Origin of the sequence: Gordonia terrae, assembly GCF_051789125.1 — a bacterium.
Taxonomy (GTDB): domain Bacteria; phylum Actinomycetota; class Actinomycetes; order Mycobacteriales; family Mycobacteriaceae; genus Gordonia; species Gordonia terrae_A.
The window spans coordinates 4,156,902-4,173,806 of the sequence record NZ_CP196526.1 but is presented as its reverse complement, the minus strand read 5'-3'; the positions used below and the strand labels follow the sequence as shown (position 1 = coordinate 4,173,806).

The 16,905-nt window shown below is 69.0% G+C and carries 18 protein-coding genes; 15 read left to right on the top strand and 3 right to left on the bottom strand.

Going from position 1 to position 16,905, the window contains the following annotated elements:
• Nucleotides 1-117: 117 nt before the first annotated feature.
• The 9 genes from hpt (at nucleotide 118) to ACSUZC_RS18820 (ending at nucleotide 8,579) form a co-directional block, all read left to right on the top strand.
• Nucleotides 118-681 (top strand): hypoxanthine phosphoribosyltransferase, encoded by a 564-nt coding sequence (gene hpt / locus ACSUZC_RS18860; protein ID WP_439029988.1) that lies wholly within the window; start codon nucleotides 118-120, stop codon nucleotides 679-681.
• Nucleotides 682-864: 183 nt separating this feature from the next.
• The gene (gene ftsH / locus ACSUZC_RS18855) at nucleotides 865-3,255 is read left to right on the top strand and encodes an ATP-dependent zinc metalloprotease FtsH (protein WP_439029987.1); all 2,391 of its coding nucleotides are present in this window, start codon (nucleotides 865-867) and stop codon (nucleotides 3,253-3,255) included.
• Between the two features lie 9 nt (nucleotides 3,256-3,264).
• Nucleotides 3,265-3,876: a GTP cyclohydrolase I FolE gene (folE, locus tag ACSUZC_RS18850; RefSeq protein WP_439029986.1), complete on the top strand. Its 612-nt coding sequence runs from the start codon at nucleotides 3,265-3,267 to the stop codon at nucleotides 3,874-3,876.
• A 47-nt stretch (nucleotides 3,877-3,923) separates the two neighbouring features.
• The gene (gene folP, locus ACSUZC_RS18845) at nucleotides 3,924-4,778 is read left to right on the top strand and encodes a dihydropteroate synthase (RefSeq protein WP_439033175.1); all 855 of its coding nucleotides are present in this window, start codon (nucleotides 3,924-3,926) and stop codon (nucleotides 4,776-4,778) included.
• On the top strand, nucleotides 4,771-5,142 hold the full coding sequence (gene folB / locus ACSUZC_RS18840; protein WP_439029985.1) for a dihydroneopterin aldolase: 372 nt from the start codon (nucleotides 4,771-4,773) through the stop codon (nucleotides 5,140-5,142). Before folP ends, folB begins: the two co-directional genes overlap by 8 nt.
• Nucleotides 5,139-5,657: a 2-amino-4-hydroxy-6-hydroxymethyldihydropteridine diphosphokinase gene (folK, locus tag ACSUZC_RS18835; RefSeq protein WP_439029984.1), complete on the top strand. Its 519-nt coding sequence runs from the start codon at nucleotides 5,139-5,141 to the stop codon at nucleotides 5,655-5,657. The genes folB and folK overlap by 4 nt, the downstream gene beginning before the upstream one ends.
• On the top strand, nucleotides 5,654-6,169 hold the full coding sequence (locus tag ACSUZC_RS18830; RefSeq protein WP_439029983.1) for a DUF3180 domain-containing protein: 516 nt from the start codon (nucleotides 5,654-5,656) through the stop codon (nucleotides 6,167-6,169). Before folK ends, ACSUZC_RS18830 begins: the two co-directional genes overlap by 4 nt.
• Nucleotides 6,170-6,283: 114 nt before the next feature.
• Nucleotides 6,284-7,681 (top strand): DUF6779 domain-containing protein, encoded by a 1,398-nt coding sequence (locus ACSUZC_RS18825; RefSeq protein WP_439029982.1) that lies wholly within the window; start codon nucleotides 6,284-6,286, stop codon nucleotides 7,679-7,681.
• A gap of 109 nt (nucleotides 7,682-7,790) precedes the next feature.
• Nucleotides 7,791-8,579 carry a hypothetical protein gene (locus tag ACSUZC_RS18820; RefSeq protein ID WP_439029981.1) on the top strand — a complete coding sequence of 263 codons (789 nt, stop codon included), beginning with the start codon at nucleotides 7,791-7,793 and terminating at the stop codon, nucleotides 8,577-8,579.
• Nucleotides 8,580-8,611: 32 nt separating this feature from the next.
• Here the strand turns inward: ACSUZC_RS18820 and ACSUZC_RS18815 are convergent, their stop codons facing one another.
• Entirely contained in the window at nucleotides 8,612-9,985 is a 1,374-nt protein-coding gene (locus tag ACSUZC_RS18815) for a protein kinase domain-containing protein (RefSeq protein WP_439029980.1), read from the bottom strand.
• Nucleotides 9,986-10,276: 291 nt separating this feature from the next.
• Between ACSUZC_RS18815 and ACSUZC_RS18810 the strand changes: the two genes are divergently transcribed.
• Genes ACSUZC_RS18810 through ACSUZC_RS18795 form a run of 4 tightly spaced genes read left to right on the top strand, consistent with a single transcriptional unit; the run spans nucleotide 10,277 to nucleotide 13,564 of the window.
• A complete protein-coding gene (locus ACSUZC_RS18810) occupies nucleotides 10,277-11,311 on the top strand; it encodes a Rossmann-like and DUF2520 domain-containing protein (protein WP_439029979.1) in 1,035 nt (344 codons plus the stop codon).
• Nucleotides 11,308-12,282: a pantoate--beta-alanine ligase gene (gene panC, locus ACSUZC_RS18805; RefSeq protein WP_439029978.1), complete on the top strand. Its 975-nt coding sequence runs from the start codon at nucleotides 11,308-11,310 to the stop codon at nucleotides 12,280-12,282. Before ACSUZC_RS18810 ends, panC begins: the two co-directional genes overlap by 4 nt.
• A 2-nt stretch (nucleotides 12,283-12,284) precedes the next feature.
• Nucleotides 12,285-12,725 carry an aspartate 1-decarboxylase gene (gene panD / locus ACSUZC_RS18800; RefSeq protein ID WP_439029977.1) on the top strand — a complete coding sequence of 147 codons (441 nt, stop codon included), beginning with the start codon at nucleotides 12,285-12,287 and terminating at the stop codon, nucleotides 12,723-12,725.
• 35 nt (nucleotides 12,726-12,760) lie between these two features.
• Entirely contained in the window at nucleotides 12,761-13,564 is an 804-nt protein-coding gene (locus tag ACSUZC_RS18795) for a type III pantothenate kinase (RefSeq protein WP_439029976.1), read from the top strand.
• A 22-nt stretch (nucleotides 13,565-13,586) separates the two neighbouring features.
• On the opposite strand, the gene ACSUZC_RS18790 is transcribed toward ACSUZC_RS18795, so the two are convergent.
• Entirely contained in the window at nucleotides 13,587-14,168 is a 582-nt protein-coding gene (locus ACSUZC_RS18790) for a TetR/AcrR family transcriptional regulator (RefSeq protein WP_439029975.1), read from the bottom strand.
• 60 nt (nucleotides 14,169-14,228) lie between these two features.
• Here ACSUZC_RS18790 and ACSUZC_RS18785 point away from each other — a divergent pair, with 60 nt between their 5' ends.
• Complete coding sequence (locus ACSUZC_RS18785) at nucleotides 14,229-15,179, top strand: alpha/beta hydrolase (protein ID WP_439029974.1); 951 nt, start codon at nucleotides 14,229-14,231, stop codon at nucleotides 15,177-15,179.
• Nucleotides 15,180-15,195: 16 nt separating this feature from the next.
• On the opposite strand, the gene ACSUZC_RS18780 is transcribed toward ACSUZC_RS18785, so the two are convergent.
• Entirely contained in the window at nucleotides 15,196-15,699 is a 504-nt protein-coding gene (locus tag ACSUZC_RS18780) for a TetR/AcrR family transcriptional regulator (protein ID WP_439029973.1), read from the bottom strand.
• A gap of 48 nt (nucleotides 15,700-15,747) precedes the next feature.
• Between ACSUZC_RS18780 and ACSUZC_RS18775 the strand changes: the two genes are divergently transcribed.
• Complete coding sequence (locus ACSUZC_RS18775) at nucleotides 15,748-16,881, top strand: FAD-dependent monooxygenase (protein WP_439029972.1); 1,134 nt, start codon at nucleotides 15,748-15,750, stop codon at nucleotides 16,879-16,881.
• The last annotated feature ends 24 nt before the right edge of the window (nucleotides 16,882-16,905 follow it).

The window sequence follows — 16,905 nt, the reverse complement described above, 5'->3', positions numbered from 1 at the left end:
CCGGAAGCGTTTTTGCAAAGGCCCAGGTGAGCGCGCTGCGCCCGCATCGGACCATTTTCGTCGAACCCGTCCCGACCCCGACGCCGCGTGATCGGTAAAACATGACAAGCTGGACAGGTGCAGTTTGCCGATCCGTATGCCGCTGACATCGACGCTGTTCTGATCACCGAGGAGCAGATCAAACAGCGCACCGCCGAACTCGCCCACTCCGTCGCCTCCCGGTATGCCGACATCGAGGAGGACCTGGTCCTCATCGGCGTGCTCAAGGGCGCGATCATGTTCATGACCGATTTCGCCCGCGCGTTGCCGATCCCGTCGCAGATGGAGTTCATGGCGGTGTCGAGCTACGGGTCGTCGACGTCCTCGTCGGGCGTGGTCCGGATCCTCAAGGATCTCGACCGTGACATCGAGGGCCGTGACGTGCTGATCGTCGAGGACATCATCGACTCCGGGCTGACCCTGTCGTGGCTGATGAAGAACCTCGCGACCCGGTCACCGCGCAGCCTCGAGGTGTGCACGCTCCTGCGTAAACCGGAGGCCGTCCGTTCGCCGGTACGCGTCGCCGACATCGGCTTCGACATCCCGAACGAGTTCGTCGTCGGGTACGGCCTCGACTACGCCGAGCGGTATCGCGACCTCCCGTACATCGGCCGGCTGAAACCCTCGGTCTACGCGCTCTGAACCCGCCGGGCGGCCGGACGCGTCGCATCCGGTGGGCGCACCGTGTTCTACCTGCACGGGAACGGATCCACCAGCGCGATCGTTGACCGGTAGCCTCAATGTGTACGTCGATGGGAAGGACATGGGAGAGGCGTCGGCGCCGGGACACGATCCCGCGAGCCAGCCCGACCCCCACCAACTGGCATGAACCGTAAGACAGTCTTCCGCAACCTCGCCATCCTGGCGCTCATCCTGCTCGCCCTGTGGGGCTGGAGCGTGATGAGCGATTCCGGCCGGGAGTACCGGGGCGTCGACACGTCCGTCGCACTCGAGCAGCTGGACAAGAAGAACACCAAGTTCATCAGCATCGACGACCGTGAGCAGCAGCTCCGCATCGAGCTCAAGACTCCGGTCAAGGTGAACGACGCCGACACGGACAAGATCAGCGCGAAGTATCCGGCGCAGGCCGGCGAGCAGGTCTTCGACGCTGTCGAGGCCACCGGCGCGCAGTACACCACCAACGTCAACGAGCAGTCGGTGCTGTGGCAGATCCTCATCTTCGTGCTGCCGATGATCCTGCTGTTCGGCCTGTTCTTCTTCGTGATGAGCCGCATGCAGGGCGGCGGTCGCGGCGGTGTCATGGGCTTCGGCAAGTCGAAGGCCAAGCAGCTGTCCAAGGACATGCCGAAGACGACGTTCGCCGACGTGGCAGGCGCCGACGAGGCCGTCGAAGAGCTGTACGAGATCAAGGACTTCCTCCAGAACCCGACGCGCTATCAGGCGCTGGGTGCCAAGATCCCGCGCGGTGTCCTGTTGTTCGGACCGCCCGGAACCGGTAAGACGCTGCTCGCGCGCGCGGTCGCAGGTGAGGCCGGGGTGCCGTTCTTCACGATCTCCGGCTCGGACTTCGTCGAGATGTTCGTCGGCGTCGGCGCGTCCCGCGTCCGTGACCTGTTCGAGCAGGCCAAGAACAACAGCCCCTGCATCATCTTCGTCGACGAGATCGACGCCGTCGGCCGCCAGCGCGGCGCCGGTCTCGGCGGTGGTCACGACGAGCGCGAACAGACCCTGAACCAGCTCCTGGTCGAGATGGACGGCTTCGGCGACCGGTCGGGTGTCATCCTGATCGCCGCCACCAACCGCCCCGACATCCTCGACCCCGCGCTTCTGCGCCCGGGTCGCTTCGACCGTCAGATCCCGGTCGGCAACCCCGACATGGCCGGCCGGCGGGCGATCCTGAAGGTGCACGCCAAGGGCAAGCCGATCGATGCCGATGCCGATCTCGACGGTCTCGCGAAGCGGACCCCGGGCATGTCCGGTGCCGATCTGGCCAACGTCGTCAACGAGGCGGCGCTGCTCACCGCACGCGAGAACAAGCAGACGATCACCGCCGAGGCGCTCGAGGAAGCCGTCGACCGTGTGATCGGCGGACCGCGTCGCAAGAGCCGCATCATCAGCGAGCACGAGCGCAAGGTCGTCGCCTATCACGAGGGTGGTCACACCCTGGCCGCGTGGGCGATGCCCGACCTGGACCCGATCTACAAGGTCACGATCCTCGCGCGCGGACGCACGGGCGGTCACGCCCTCGCTGTGCCGGAGCAGGACAAGGACCTGATGACGCGGTCGGAGATGATCGCGCGGCTGGTCATGGCCATGGGTGGTCGCGCCGCCGAGGAACTGGTGTTCCACGAGCCGACGACGGGTGCATCGTCCGACATCGACCAGGCGACCAAGATCGCCCGGGCGATGGTCACCGAGTACGGCATGAGCGCCAAGCTGGGCGCCGTCCGCTACGGGCAGGACCAGGGCGACCCGTTCCTGGGCCGGTCGATGGGCTCGCACACCGACTACTCCGCGGAGATCGCCAGCGAGATCGACGACGAGGTTCGCCGTCTCATCGAGGCTGCCCACACCGAGGCCTGGGCGATCCTCACCGAGTACCGCGACACCCTCGACGTGCTCGCGACGCAGCTCCTGGAGAAGGAGACGCTGACCCGCAAGGATCTGGAGAAGATCTTCGAGGACGTGGACAAGCGGCCGCGGATCACCGCCTTCAACGACTTCGGCGAGCGCACCCCGAGCGACAAGCCGCCGGTGAAGACGCCGGGAGAACTGGCGATCGAACGCGGCGAGCCGTGGCCGCCGCCGGAGCAGGCGAAGATCCCGGAGCCGGTGGGTGCCGGCTACCCGGGAGGCCAGTCGATCCCGGGCCAGGTGCCGAACTACCCGCCGATGTACCCCGAACCGGGGACGTCGGGCGGACCGACACCACCGGCGCAGCAGCACCCCGAGCCCCGGTACCCGGACCCCCAGTATCCGAATCCCCAGTACCCGAACCCCCAGTACCCGAGTCCCCAGTACCCGGGCCCCGACTCGAGGTATCCCAACCCGGGTTATCCGAATCCGGGGGCGGGCCGCTCGGCGCCCGGTCCGGGCGGACCGTACTCGGGGGGTACACGGCCCGACTACGGCGCTCCGCGCGACTGGTCGGCGCCCGGATGGCCGCCCGAGGGGCCCGATTCGGGTGCCGGACACAACGGCACCAACGGCTGGGGACGCCGCGCCGATGACGACGACCAGCGGCCGAGTTCGTAAGGTGACCTGATGAGCATCAGCGAGCGCCCTGACTCCGTTCTCGAAGGATCCCGACCCGACTTCGACCAGGCGCGTGCCGAAGCCGCGGTGCGCGAGTTGTTGCTCGCGGTCGGCGAGGATCCCGATCGCGAGGGTCTCATTCGCACGCCCACCCGGGTGGCGAACGCCTACCGCGAGATGTTCGCCGGTCTGTACACCGAGCCCGACGAGGTCCTCGCGACGACATTCGACGAGGACCATGACGAGATGGTGCTGGTCAAGGACATCCCGATGTACTCGACCTGCGAACACCACCTGGTCTCCTTCCACGGTGTCGCGCACGTGGGGTACATCCCGGGAGCGTCGGGACGCGTCACCGGACTGTCGAAGCTCGCCCGACTCGTCGATCTGTACGCCAAGCGTCCCCAGGTCCAGGAGCGGCTGACCAGCCAGATCGCCGACGCGATGATGCGCAGGCTCGAACCCCGCGGCGTCATCGTCGTCATCGAGGCCGAACACCTCTGCATGGCGATGCGGGGTATCCGCAAGCCGGGCGCGACCACCACGACCTCTGCGGTCCGGGGCATCTTCAAGACCAGTGCGGTGTCCCGCGGCGAAGCCCTCGACCTGATCACCCGGTGACCGCGCGCGCAGTCCCCGACGGCGGTGGTGACCACCGGACGCTGGTGATGGGCGTCCTCAACGTGACCGCGGACTCGTTCTCCGACGGCGGCCGTTACCTCGATGCCGATGCGGCGGTGGCGCACGGGCTGGAGTTGATCGATGAGGGCGCCGACCTCATCGACGTCGGCGGGGAGTCGACCCGGCCCGGCGCCATCCGGGTCGACCCGGACCTCGAGGCGGACCGTGTCGTCCCGGTCATCACCCAACTCGCCGCGCACGGCGTGACGGTCTCCGTCGACACGATGCGCGCACCCGTCGCCGACGCCGCCATCGCCGCAGGCGCGGCGATCATCAACGACGTGTCGGGTGGTCGTGCCGACGCCGACATGGCGCGCGTCGTCGCGAACGCGGGCCTGCCGTGGATTCTCATGCACTGGCGGCCGGCCGGTGACAGCGCTGATCGCCGCTTCACCCATCGCAGTGGCGACGTCGGGGGCTACCGCGACGTCGTCGCCGAGGTCAGCGGCGAACTACTGGCCCAGGTCGACGCTGCGGTGTCGGCCGGCGTCGACCCCGATCGGCTGATCCTCGACCCCGGGCTCGGGTTCGCCAAGACCGCCGAACACAACTGGGCGTTGCTTCATGCGCTGCCCACGTTCACGGGTCTGGGTTTCCCGATCCTGGTCGGCGCGTCCCGCAAGCGGTTCCTCGGCACACTGCTGAATCGCGACGGCGTCGACCGGCCACCTGCCGGACGTGACGTCGCGACCGCCTCGATCTCGGCGCTGACGGCCGCGGCGGGCGCGTGGGGTGTACGTGTCCATGATGTCTCGAGCAGTCGCGACGCGGTCGCCGTCGCGGCCGCCTGGCGAGCCGGGGGCTCGCGTACCTCGTCACCGGTAGGAGAAACGAATGGCTGACCGGATCGAACTGCGCGGCCTCAAGGTCCGCGGGAACCACGGCGTGTTCGATCACGAGCGCGCGGACGGCCAGGACTTCTTCATCGACGTCGTGCTCTGGCTCGATCTGCAGGCCGCGGCCGCCACCGACGACCTGAACGAGACCGTCGACTACGGAGCATTGGCACAGCAGGTCGCCGGCATCGTCGGGGGTGAACCACGCAACCTCATCGAGACGGTCGGCGGGGAGGTGGCGGACTCCATCATGACCGATGAGCGGATCAGCGCGTGCGAGGTCACCGTGCACAAGCCGTCGGCGCCCATCCCGCTGACCTTCGACGACGTCGCGGTGGTGACCCGCCGATCACGCAAGGGCACCCGATGAGCCGCGCGGTCCTGTCGGCGGGCTCCAACGTCGGTGATCCGTTGGCCCACCTGCGGTCCGTTGTCGACGGTTTCGCAGCCGACCTGGTCGCGGTGTCCGCGGTGTACGCGACACCGCCGTGGGGTGGGGTCGACCAGGACGACTTTCTCAACATCACGCTCGTCGTCGAGGGCGAAGCCGATGCCCGCGAGTGGCTCGACCGTGGCTTCGAACTCGAGCACGCTGCCCGGCGAACCCGCGACATCCGTTGGGGTCCGAGAACACTCGACGTCGACGTGATCTCGGTGACGGATGCGGCGGGTGTCGTCGTCAGCGACGATCCGGCCCTCACCCTGCCTCATCCGCGTGCGGCGGAACGCGCTTTCGTCCTCGTTCCCTGGCTCGAGATCGAACCGGACGCCACGCTGTGGACGCCCGGCGGTGAACGTCGGGTCGACGACCTCGTCGACGAACTCGACGCGGCCGAACGCGACGCGGTCCGGGTCGTCGACCGGTTGACGGGCGGGATGCGATGAACTCGCCCGATCCGCGTCGGCCGGAGCAGGACGACGACGAGTCCGGACTCGGTCCCACCCGCGCCCGCGATCTCGTGACGATCGCCGCGGTCACGGCAATCGCCGCCTGGATTCTGGTGCGCTACAACTATTCCGATTTCCCGCCTCTGCCGTTGCTCGCCGGCCTGGTGCTGTATGTGCTTGCGGCGCTCGAGATCGTCATCGCCTTCGTCGTCCGGTCACGGGTGGAGTCCCGGGACGTGGGTCGCGCGCGCGGACAACTGCATCCGCTGACCGCCGCGCGAGTGCTGGCTCTGGCCAAGGCTTCTGCGATCCTCGGGGCGATCGCGGTGGGGGTGTGGCTCGGGCTGCTCGCGTTCCTGCTGGGCCAGCACGATCTCGCGGCCGCCGACCACGACCGGCCCGGTGCGATCGTGGGGCTGATCGGGGGAGTGCTCCTCGCGGCCGCGGCGTTGTGGCTGGAGTACTGCTGCCGGGCTCCCGACGATCCGCCCGCAGTGGGCGATTCGTGACACGCGCGTCGAAGCCCGGTGATGTGCCGAATGGTTCCTTAACATGGCTGCCATCTGAGAAACTCCGCACCCGCTTGACGTCTGAATGCACTCACAGCGGGTAAATTCACGATCATGACGACCTCGAACGGCCGTTCCGCCGACTCGCGCCGCTCGAGTCGCTCGCCGGCTCAGTGGTTGCTCGGTCTGTTGATCGTGCTCGCACTGGCGGCCAGCATTCTGATGGTCTTCACCGACCGGTTGTCGATCACGGGGTCCCTTGCCGTCATCGCGGCGCTGTGGGCAGCGGTCATCGGCGCCATCCTGGTCACGAAGTTCCGGCGACAGGCCGAGACCGCCGAAGCCAAGAGTCGCGACCTGCGTCTTGTGTACGAATTGCAGCTCGAGCGCGAGATCGCTGCGCGCCGTCAGTACGAGCTCGATGTCGAGACCACGATCCGCAAAGAGGTCACGGCGGAGTCCAACGAGGAGCTCTCCGAACTCAAGGCACAGGTCCTCGCGCTGCGGTCGAGCCTCGAGATGCTGCTCGGCGAGCCGCTGCCGGACCAGCGGGCGGCGCTCTCGAGCGAGAAGATGCGCGAGCTCGCGTCCGGGCTCGATGATGACTCCCGCACGCGCCGCCGCCACGGCGGTTCGTCGTTCGGCGGCGACTTCGCGGGTGTCGGGGCGTACGGATCGGCCTACGCCGACGACGGTGTCCTCGCGGCCCGCGACTTCGCGGCGACCGCGCCGACCGCCGACGACGGCCGCCACTCCGGTCAGGGCGACCCCAACGAGATGACCGAGGTGATCCCGGTCATCACCGACGACCCCATCTCGGGTCGTATCGCGACCGAGGTCCCCGACGACGAGATGCAGGGACAGACGTCGGGTCCGTCCGCGGGCAGCCGGGTGACGTTCCCGTCGTTCGGAGGTGACGACCGCTCGGCGGGCGCGGCAACCGGCGGTGAGGAGGTGTCCGACGCCGAGGTCGTCGAGGCCGGGCAGTCCGGTCACCCATCTCCCGCGTCTCCTGTGACGGGAGCGCGAACGGAGTCCGCGGAGTCGTCGTCGCTGCCGTTCTCGGGGGGTTTCTACCTCGGCAACGAGGCCGACGCGACATCACCGAACCCGTCGGAGGGTGAGGGTGAGTCGGCATCGGTTCCGGCCGATCAGCCCCTGTACACCGACGACACCCCGACCGACGAATGGTCGACCGGCGCCGATCGAGTCGCGTCCCCGGCAGACGCCGAGAACGCCGAGGCGGCCCAGCATGACGCCGGCGCCCCGTCCGGCGAGGACGACACCACGGCCGACGCCGTGGAACCGCCGCCGTTCCTCGGTGCCGCGGGCCGACACGAGGGCAACGCCGGCCGCCCCGCCGACTCCTACGGTGGCGGACGCCGGCGGCGCGCCCCCGAGGATGACGCCGAATCGGCGCACTCCGCGGGATTGCCGGTTTCCGAGCTGCTCAATCAGCTGCGTCAGCAGACGGAGTCGACCGGTGGAGGCCGTCGCCGCCGCGACGGCTGAGCGCAAACCCCCGCGGCGGCGTACTGGTTCGTCATCTGTTCGGTTCACTTCCGTGACCGGGCCCGTCGAATCGCCCGTGCGACTTGGACGATCGCCCTAGAATTCCTCCATGAGCGACGCGCTCGCAGGTGGGGAGTCTGGTCGGAACGGCCGGTCCGACGCGGCCGGGGTTCCGATCCGGTACACCGAGCGCGGTGGTGCGGTGCGCCAGTCCCTGGTGAGCGCGGCGTTGTTCCTTCCCGTCATCGCCTGGTGGCCGACGGTGTTGTGGCTCTTCGGGTTCGACACCCATGACGGCACGCCCTTCCCCGAGTACTACGCGAACCTGAAGACGAACGGCCCGGAGACGAGTCTGATCCTGATCTGGGCGCTGACCGCGCTGATGCCGTTGTACATGGTGCTCGTGCTGGGCATCTGGTCGCGCAGTCCGCTCCGGTCGGGGCTCGCTGTGGTGATCGGTGCGGTGGGGGCCCTCGGCTTCTGGGGAGGCCAGGTTCCGGTACTCGTCCGGTCGGGGGAGTACCCCGTGCTGACGTTCTGTTCGGAGAACACGCCGGCTTTCGTCCTCATGCTGATCGTGGCCTGGTCGGTGGCGCGCCGGCGCGGATTCTGGTGGGTTCTGGCGATCCCCGTCATCGCGTTGCTGGCGATCAACGCCTACGAGGGCTGGGCGTCGAATCCGGTGGATGCCGTCGTCGACGGCACCGGCAAGTTGCTCGACGTACCGGTCTCGAAGGTCCTCGACCCGTTCTCGCCCAGGTTCCGGTCACCGTTCGACGACGTCGTCGACATCATCGCCGGCGTTCTGACGCTGTGGGTGGTCGATACGATGTTCGGCGTGCTCTCACGACAGGGCCGCGCGTCCGCCAGTCCCTACACGCCCGTGGGTAGTCACTGACCAAACCCTGTTGGGCACAACGGTATTCACCGTCAGAACTGGATCGTCATCGCGTGGCCGACGGTGAACACGATGAACGCGACGCTGAGGACGATCCCGACGACGCACAGCGTTCTCGCGAGCCTGCCTGCCGACGATGGCACTCCGCGCCCGGCGAGATACCAGCCGGCCACGCCCACCGGGAGTCCGAGCCCGCCGACGACGCTCAGCGGCAAGGCGGCGACACCGCAGGCCAGCGACGCGGTCGTACGGCGTGTGGCGGCAGGACCGTTCGGCAGGGCGTCCAGCACAGGGAGGTCACGGGATGCGCGAACGGTGGCGGCGCCTGGGTCCGGTCCGCCGACGGTCTGGTCCGGCAACTCCGAATATGCTGTCACGGTGGGGAATCCGTGCACGGGTGACGGCGTGGGTGGTGTCCGCGGGAGGCGCGATGCCCCTTGTGCCGTCGGGATGGCGGCGGTGGGGGCGTGCTGGGTCGGTGCGACCTGGGTGCGCGCCCGCATGGCGGGTCCGGTGCGCGTGATCACCGGAAAGAAACCTGTGGTGTCGATCGCCGAACGTAGCTCGGCCGCAAGGGAACCCGCAGAGGGTGGCCGGTCGGCGGGATTCTTGGCCATGCCGTGGCGGACGGCGTCGGACACCGCCCGGGGCACATCCCGGCGCAGATCGGAGGCCGCGGGCGGTGGCGTGACGAGGTGATGATGGATCAGCATCGCCGGCGTAGGTCCAGTGAACGGCACTGTGCCAGTGAGGAGTTCGAAGACAGTGCACGCGAGCGAATACACGTCGCTGCGGGCGTCGAGGGTCTGTCCCGACAGTTGCTCCGGAGAGGAGTACGGGAACGAGCCGATGACGAGGTTGGCCGAGGTGAGCGCCGTGCCACCGTCGGTCTGACGAGCGATCCCGAAGTCCGCCAGCCTGATCCGTCGTCGTTCCGGCGCATCCGGTCGTCCCGGTTCGCCGTCTTCGGCACTGAGGAGGATGTTCGCCGGTTTGACGTCGCGGTGCAGGAGTCCGTGCCGGTGCGCGTGGTCCAGAGCGGCACCGATGGCGTCACCCACCGCGCCGACATCGGCGAGCGGTAGCCCTCCGGGTGTCGCGGCGATCAGTGCTGCCGCGTCGGTGCCTGCGACGTACTGCATCGATATCCACAGTCGGCCGTCCACCTCGCCGCGGTCGTAGACGCTGACGATGCACGGGTGGTCGAGCTGGGCGGCCAGGTCGGCCTCCCGGGTGAACCGGGCGCGAAAGGTCGGGTCGTTCGAGACGTGCTCGGCCAGCACCTTGATGACGTCGTGGCGGGGGAGGCGCGGGTGGCGCGCCAGGTACACCTCGCCCATGCCCCCGGCACCGATCTTGCCCACAATCGTGTACCCGGCGAACTGGGTACCCGGTTCCAGGCTCATCTGCGGGACTCCCTTCGAGGAGGGCTGCGGTGACGAGAAGGCTGGTCCGCCTCAGACTACGCCGGTCAGCCGCAGGTCACAGCCGGTGTCGGTGATGCGATCGATGGCGGCGAGGGTGAGCGGCGTGCAGCGGAGGGGTGACACCTGTCACAGACATTGGCCCCGGCCCGCTCGCTGGACCTAACCTTGCTCTGCAACGTCTGGTACCCGTGCCGACGCCCACGCGGAAGTTCGCTCCCGCTGCGGTCGTTTCGGCAGAGGCGGGACTGGAACGACTTCTGGAGGACAGCGGTGACCTCACCGAGCGGTGAATCCGGTGTGCCGTCGGCACGGCAGCCCGGTGGCGATGACGCCTTCGGTGATCACACGTACCCGTATTCCGAGGCATCCGATCCCTTCCCCGGTATGTCGAATCTTCCTGCTCCCGCCCGGCTCACCGTCGGCATCGTGTCCGCTGGCCGCGTCGGCACGGCCTTGGGTGAGGCGCTGGAAAAGGCCGGACACGTGGTCGGAGCAGTGGTCGCCCGATCCCCCGAGTCCCGACGTCGAGCGGCCCGGCGCCTTCCCGACACGGAGATGCTTGCACTCGACTCGGTCGTCGCCCGCAGCGAGTTGTTGCTGCTGAGCGTTCCGGATGCCTCGCTGGAGGCGGTGGTGGACCAGATCGCGGCCGGCGGAGCGCTACGACCCGGCACGATCGTCGCGCACACCGCCGGCGCCCAGGGCGTCGGTGTGCTCCGACCGCTGACGGACCGTGGGGCGCTCGGCATCGCACTGCATCCGGCCATGACCTTCGTGGGCTCGGAAGAGGACACCGCCCGTCTGACGAACGCCTGTTTCGCCATCACGGCGGCCGATCCGATCGGGGAGGCCATCGCCTCGTCACTCGTCCTGGAGATGGGCGGCGACCCGGTGCGGATCGCCGAGGAGGACCGGACGCTCTATCACGCCGCGCTCGCGCACGGCGCCAACCACCTCATCGCGCTCATCTCCGATGCGGTCACCGCCTTGAACGCCGCCATCGATCACTCCGGCCGCGACACCGCGACGGTCGATGGCTCGGGAGATCGTCTGGCCGAGCGGATCCTCGGTCCGCTGGTCACCGCATCCCTGCGCAATGTCCTCGAACTCGGTCCGTCGGCGCTCACGGGACCGGTTGCGCGCGGCGACGCCGCCGCGGTCGCCCGGCACCTCGCCGCTCTGCGAGCCGTCCCCGGCGGCCCGGGCCCCCACGGCATCGCCGACGCCTACCGCACGCTCGCGCGGCGCGCGGCCGACCGCACCGATGCGCCGGCAGCACTACTCGACGTCCTGGAGGACCGATGACCTCCCCGATCGAAGGAGACCCCGTGAGCGCCACCGGCGAGACCGAACCGACATTCTCCGCCGGCGCGATGACCGTGCATCGCGAGCCCGCGACCCTCTCGCGTGTCACCCGCACCCTGCGCGCGGCGGGCAAGCGGGTCGTGCTGGTCCCGACCATGGGCGCCCTGCACGCCGGGCACCTCCAGCTGGTGCGCGCGGCGAAGGCGAAGGGCAACACGGTCGTGGTGGTCTCCATCTTCGTCAACCCCCTGCAGTTCGGGGCGGGCGAGGACCTCGACGCCTATCCGCGCACCCTGGATGCCGACCTCGCGCTCCTCGAGCCGCTGGGCGTCGAGCTGGTCTTCGCGCCCAGCGCGGCGTCGATGTATCCGAACGGCCGCCGCACGATGGTGCACCCGGGCGAGGCCGGTGGAATCCTCGACGGACTCTCACGGCCCACCCATTTCGCCGGGATGCTCACGGTGGTGCTCAAACTGCTGAACATCGTCGGACCGAACGCCGCGTTCTTCGGTGAGAAGGACTACCAGCAGCTCGTGCTGATCAAGCAGATGGTCACCGACCTGAACCTCGACGTCGACATCGTCGGGGTCCCGACCGTGCGCGAGTCGGACGGACTCGCGATGTCCTCGCGCAACCGCTACCTGACCCCGGAACAGCGCGAACTCGCGACGGCCCTGTCGGCGGCCCTCGTCGCCGGGGCCCATGCCGCCGCAGGTGGCCGGGAGGCGATCGTGGACACCGCGCGGTCGGTGCTGGCCACGGTGCCCGAGATCGAGGTCGACTACCTGGAGTTGCGCGGCCGGCAACTCGAGGACCCGCCCGAGTCGGGCGCCGGACGACTCCTCGTCGCCGCTCGCCTGGGCCCGGCCCGGTTGATCGACAACGTCGGGGTGAGCATCGGCGGACTCGCCGCACTCGAAGAAGAAATCGCCTGGAACAACGCCACCACAACCACCACAGAGGGACGATGACCATGCTGCGCACCATGATGACCTCGAAGATCCACCGGGCCACCGTGACCCAGGCCGACCTGCACTATGTCGGCTCGGTGACCATCGACTCGGACCTGCTCGACGCCGCCGGGCTCCTCGAAGGCGAGCAGGTCACCATCGTCGACATCAACAACGGTGCGCGGCTGGTGACGTACGCCATCGCCGGCGAGCGTGGCAGCGGGGTCATCGGGATCAACGGTGCCGCAGCGCATCTCGTTCACCCAGGCGATCTGGTGATCATCATCGCCTACGGCATGCTCGACGAGGCCGAACTGCGCGAATACTCGCCCAACGTCGTCTTCGTCGACGACCGCAACCGCATCGAGACCACCGGTGACGACCCGGCGGACGTCCCCGAGGGATCAGGACTCCTCGATCCCCGGCACCTCGACAGCCCGGTCTTCGCCGACGCGTCGATCTGACGTCGACGCGACCGTCCCACGACCCGTCCCCGACCATGCTTCTCACCGTCGACATCGGCAACACCAACATCCACCTCGGCGTCTACGCCGGGTCCGGGGATCATGCACGCCTGGTGCGTGATTGGCGGATTCACACAGATCCCCACTACACCGCGGACGAGCTGGCGTGGGCGTTCCGCGGAATGCTCGGCGACGACATCGAGCAGGTCACCGGGGTCAGTGCGTTGTCGACCGTGCCGTCGCTCCTGCGCGAGTTACGCGTGATGGTCCCGCGCTACTTCGGGAACGGTCCGCACGTGCTGCTCGAACCCGGTGTGCGCACCGGCGTTCCGCTGCTGGTCGACAACCCGAAGGAGGTCGGGACCGACCGGGTGTCGAACTGTCTTGCCGCGCATCATGAATTCGGTGGTCCCTGCATCGTGGTGGCATTCGGTACCGCGACGGTCGTCGACGCGGTGTCGGCGAAGGGTGAGTTCCTCGGCGGCGCCATCGCGCCCGGGGTCAACCTGGCCGTCGAGGCCCTCTCCGAACACACCGTCACCGTGCGGAAGGTCGAGTTGATGCCACCGCGCAGCGTGCTCGGCAAGAACACCGTCGAGGCGTTGCAGTCGGGCATCCTCTACGGCTTCGCGGGGCAGGTCGACGGCCTCGTCGATCGGGTCTGTGACACCGTCCCCGGTTTCGACGGCGACGACGTGACCGTCGTCGCCACCGGCTATCTCGCTCCGCTCATGTTCGACGAATGCCGGTCACTCACCGACCACCACCCGCACCTGACCCTGGACGGACTCCGGCTGGTCCACGAACGCGCCAAGGCCAATCCCCGCCGCGGTAAGTGATCTCACGGCACCGCGACCGGTCTCAGCTGCGCAGCCCGTTCAGTGTGTAGGTCGTGATGCGTTCGGCGAGTTCGGACTCGGTGAACCCCGATCCCGCCAGCTGATGGACTTGGGCGTCGACGGCGGCGAACGCGAGGCGCAGATCGGCGTCCGCGGACTCCGCCGACCACCCGTCGCCCTCGAGGTAGGGGCGAAGCCGATCGATCAGTTTGTCGATGAGGGCGGTGTATCCGGAAGCCAGCTGCACCGGATCGGCCAGCTCGCGCAGGCGCCCATGCGCGCGGCCGTGGGTGGAGTTCTCGTGCACCGCGGCGCCGATCACCAGCCGTAGGATCTCCGGCCACGGTCGGGAGCCGACGGGATGGTCGTCGAGGATCGTCATCAGCGTCAGGTCGGCGGACTCGAGGTGTCGTCGTGCGAGTTCGTCGAAGATGGCCTGTTTGTCTCCGAAGTACTGGTAGATCGAACCCACCGACACCCCGGCCCGCTCGGCGATGCCGTTGGTCGTCATCGCGGCGCCCTCGGTGTCGAGAAGCTGAGCCGCCGCTTCGAGGATCGTCTCGACGGTGAACGACGAGCGTTGTTGCCGTGGGGTTTTGCGCATGAGCTCGATCCTGCGAGAACGCGAGTTGTCCGGCCCTTCCGTCGGATCGACGATGGATGGGTGAGCATCGAATCCTACTACCGCTTCCTACCCGAGCCGTGGCGGTCGGCCGCCGCCGGGGTCGTCGCCGAGTCGACATGGTGGGCGTGGCCGGCGAGTACGACCCGCCCCTGCGGTCAGGTGGACGTGCACGTCCGGCGCGCATCCCGGGATGCCGCACCCGTGCGTGCACTTCTGCTGCACGGCGGCGGTGGTCACAGCGGGCTGGTCTGGCCGCTCGCCGCGATCCTCGCGGAGCAGGGTGTCGACGTGCTCGCCCCCGATCTGCCCCAGTACGGCCTTACGCGTGTGCCCGATCCCGGGCGCGTCCGTTATGACGACTGGGTCGATCTGGTGAGCGACCTCGTGATGGCCGAGACCGAGGACGACCCGCGCCCCCTCGTGGTGCTGGGCGCGAGCCTCGGCGGCATGCTCGCCTACGAGGTCGCCGACCGGACAGGACGCGTGGCCGCGGTCGTCGCGACCTGCCTGCTCGATCTGGCCGGCGATCCGGATGCGCGGCGAGCAGTCGCGCGCACGCCCGCGCTCGCGCGACTGATCCCACTGGTGCAGGTGCTCGCGCGAATCGGAGCCGTGGGGCGGGTGCGGTTCCCGATCCGCTGGGTCGCGCCGATGTCCGCGATGAGCCTCGACCCGGCGTTGTCGAGGGCCTGCGCCGACGACCCACTCGGCGGGGGATCGTCTGTGTCGCTGGGCTTTCTGGCGGATCTGATGACCCATCGGTCGCCCCGCCCGGAAAGCTACGGGGGTCCGCGGGTGCTGCTCGTCCACCCCGCCTCCGACACCTGGACGCCGCCGGAGGTCAGCGTGCGTTTCGCCCGACGGATAGCCGCACCCACCGAGGTCCGGCTGCTGAGCGGATGCGGTCACTTCCCGGTCGAACAACCCGGCGTCGACGCGCTGGCCGACCACCTACGCGCGCTGGTGGCCGATCTCGTGGGGGCGCCGTGACACCCACGGCCGAGAGTCAACGGAATGCGCGCAGCAGACGGCTCGGATCGTGACCGGCATCGGTGCCGTCGGCATCGCGCAGCAGGGCGTCGAGGACCAGCCCGTCGAGGGCGGCGACGAGTTGGCGGGCGTCGGTACGGGACATCCCCCCGTCGACGAGGCCCGCGACGTACCGGTCCCGGTGCGCGACCATGGAGCGCCGTAGCGCGTCGTCGCGGGTGGCGAGCAGCATGAGCTCGTACCGCGCTTTCGTCCGGACACGGTCGGCGCCCAGCCAGCGAGCGATCACCTCCCGTGTCGACTCCCCGTCGGCGGCCTGATCGCCGGCGAAGACGTGCTCGACCAGGGCGGCGAGGAGCCCGCTCTGCCCGCCGAAATGGTGCCGGACACTCCCGTGCGGCACCCCCGCCGCGTCTTCGACGGCGCGGGCGGAGGCCCGCCGGATCCCCACGGTCCCGATGAGGGCGATTCCGGTGTCGAGCAGGACGTCACGCGTCGAAGGGTTCGGCGATTTCTCCACACGGAGAAGATTATCTGCTAACTTCTTCTCCATGTGGAGAAGAAGTCGATGAAGGTCGTGATCGTGGGCGCCGGGATCGCGGGACTGTGTACCGCCGCCGGGATGGCATCGACCGGTGCGGACGTGACACTTGTCGAGCGGGCACCAGAGGTGCGTGGGGGAGGCGCGGGGCTGAGCATCTTCGGCAACGGTCGACGAGCCCTCGGGTCGCTCGGATTGTCTGCGGTCATCCCCGCGGTACCGGACTCGATGGCGCCGCCGGTCAGCGGAACGCGCCGGCCCGACGGCCGGTGGCTCAGCAAATTCGATCCCGGGTCTCTCGCCGACATGCGGGTGGTGCGCCGCACCGAATTGCACGCGGCGCTGCTCGATGCCGTGTCGGGCAGGGTCGACCTCCGAACCGGCGCCGGCGTCGTCGACTGCGATGTCGTCGACGGATGGGTACGGCTGTCCGACGGCACCGAGCTCGCGGACTGCGACCTGATCGTCGGCGCCGACGGCCTTCGGAGCCGCGTGCGGGCCGCGGTCGTCGGCGACCCTGGCGTCGTCCCGTGTGGGTACTCCGCGTGGCGGGCCATCACGTCGACGCCGGTCGCCCTCGATGCGGCGGGCGAGACGATGGGCCGAGGGCAACGGTTCGGGATCGCGCCCCTGCCCGACGGGCACGTGTACTGGTTCGCCTCGGTCTCGGACGACGGAACGCGCGCCGGCGGCGGACTCGACGATGTGCGGCAACGTTTCTCGGGGTGGCACCGGCCGATCACCGAACTGCTCGACGCCACCGACACGGCCGATGTCGGGCACCTGCCGATCGAGGAGCTCGCGCGACCGTTGCTGACTTTCGTGAGGGCTCGAGGTGTTCTCGTCGGCGATGCCGCGCACGCGATGACGCCCAACCTCGGCCAGGGGGCCAATCTGGCGATGGAGGACGCGGCAACGCTGAGCGCCCTCGTGTGCCGTGCCGGCCGCGAGGGGGTCGGCGATGCGCTGGTCACCTACGACAGGCTCCGACGGCCGCGCACCCAGCAGATCGCGCGGCAGGCGTCGATGGTCGGCCGGGTCGGACAGATACACGCCCGCCCCGCTGCCTGGGCCCGCGACCTGGTGCTGCGGATGACGCCCGACGCGGTACTCGACGCACGGATGCGCCGCCTGCAGGACTGGCACCCGCCCCGGGCGTGAGCAGGGCCACCGTCGTCGAACCCT

What these genes read in the sequence shown, in the direction of transcription:
- folK (WP_439029984.1), top strand. Translation starts at nt 5,139, where the DNA reads ATGAGCCGCGCGGTCCTGTCGGCGGGCTCCAACGTCGGTGATCCGTTG.
- folE (WP_439029986.1), top strand. Translation starts at nt 3,265, where the DNA reads ATGAGCATCAGCGAGCGCCCTGACTCCGTTCTCGAAGGATCCCGACCC.
- ftsH (WP_439029987.1), top strand. Translation starts at nt 865, where the DNA reads ATGAACCGTAAGACAGTCTTCCGCAACCTCGCCATCCTGGCGCTCATC.
- ACSUZC_RS18790 (WP_439029975.1), bottom strand. Translation starts at nt 14,168, where the DNA reads ATGCGCAAAACCCCACGGCAACAACGCTCGTCGTTCACCGTCGAGACG.
- ACSUZC_RS18795 (WP_439029976.1), top strand. Translation starts at nt 12,761, where the DNA reads ATGCTTCTCACCGTCGACATCGGCAACACCAACATCCACCTCGGCGTC.
- ACSUZC_RS18825 (WP_439029982.1), top strand. Translation starts at nt 6,284, where the DNA reads ATGACGACCTCGAACGGCCGTTCCGCCGACTCGCGCCGCTCGAGTCGC.
- folB (WP_439029985.1), top strand. Translation starts at nt 4,771, where the DNA reads ATGGCTGACCGGATCGAACTGCGCGGCCTCAAGGTCCGCGGGAACCAC.
- ACSUZC_RS18815 (WP_439029980.1), bottom strand. Translation starts at nt 9,985, where the DNA reads ATGAGCCTGGAACCGGGTACCCAGTTCGCCGGGTACACGATTGTGGGC.
- panC (WP_439029978.1), top strand. Translation starts at nt 11,308, where the DNA reads ATGACCTCCCCGATCGAAGGAGACCCCGTGAGCGCCACCGGCGAGACC.
- ACSUZC_RS18830 (WP_439029983.1), top strand. Translation starts at nt 5,654, where the DNA reads ATGAACTCGCCCGATCCGCGTCGGCCGGAGCAGGACGACGACGAGTCC.
- panD (WP_439029977.1), top strand. Translation starts at nt 12,285, where the DNA reads ATGCTGCGCACCATGATGACCTCGAAGATCCACCGGGCCACCGTGACC.
- folP (WP_439033175.1), top strand. Translation starts at nt 3,924, where the DNA reads ATGGGCGTCCTCAACGTGACCGCGGACTCGTTCTCCGACGGCGGCCGT.
- ACSUZC_RS18775 (WP_439029972.1), top strand. Translation starts at nt 15,748, where the DNA reads ATGAAGGTCGTGATCGTGGGCGCCGGGATCGCGGGACTGTGTACCGCC.
- ACSUZC_RS18820 (WP_439029981.1), top strand. Translation starts at nt 7,791, where the DNA reads ATGAGCGACGCGCTCGCAGGTGGGGAGTCTGGTCGGAACGGCCGGTCC.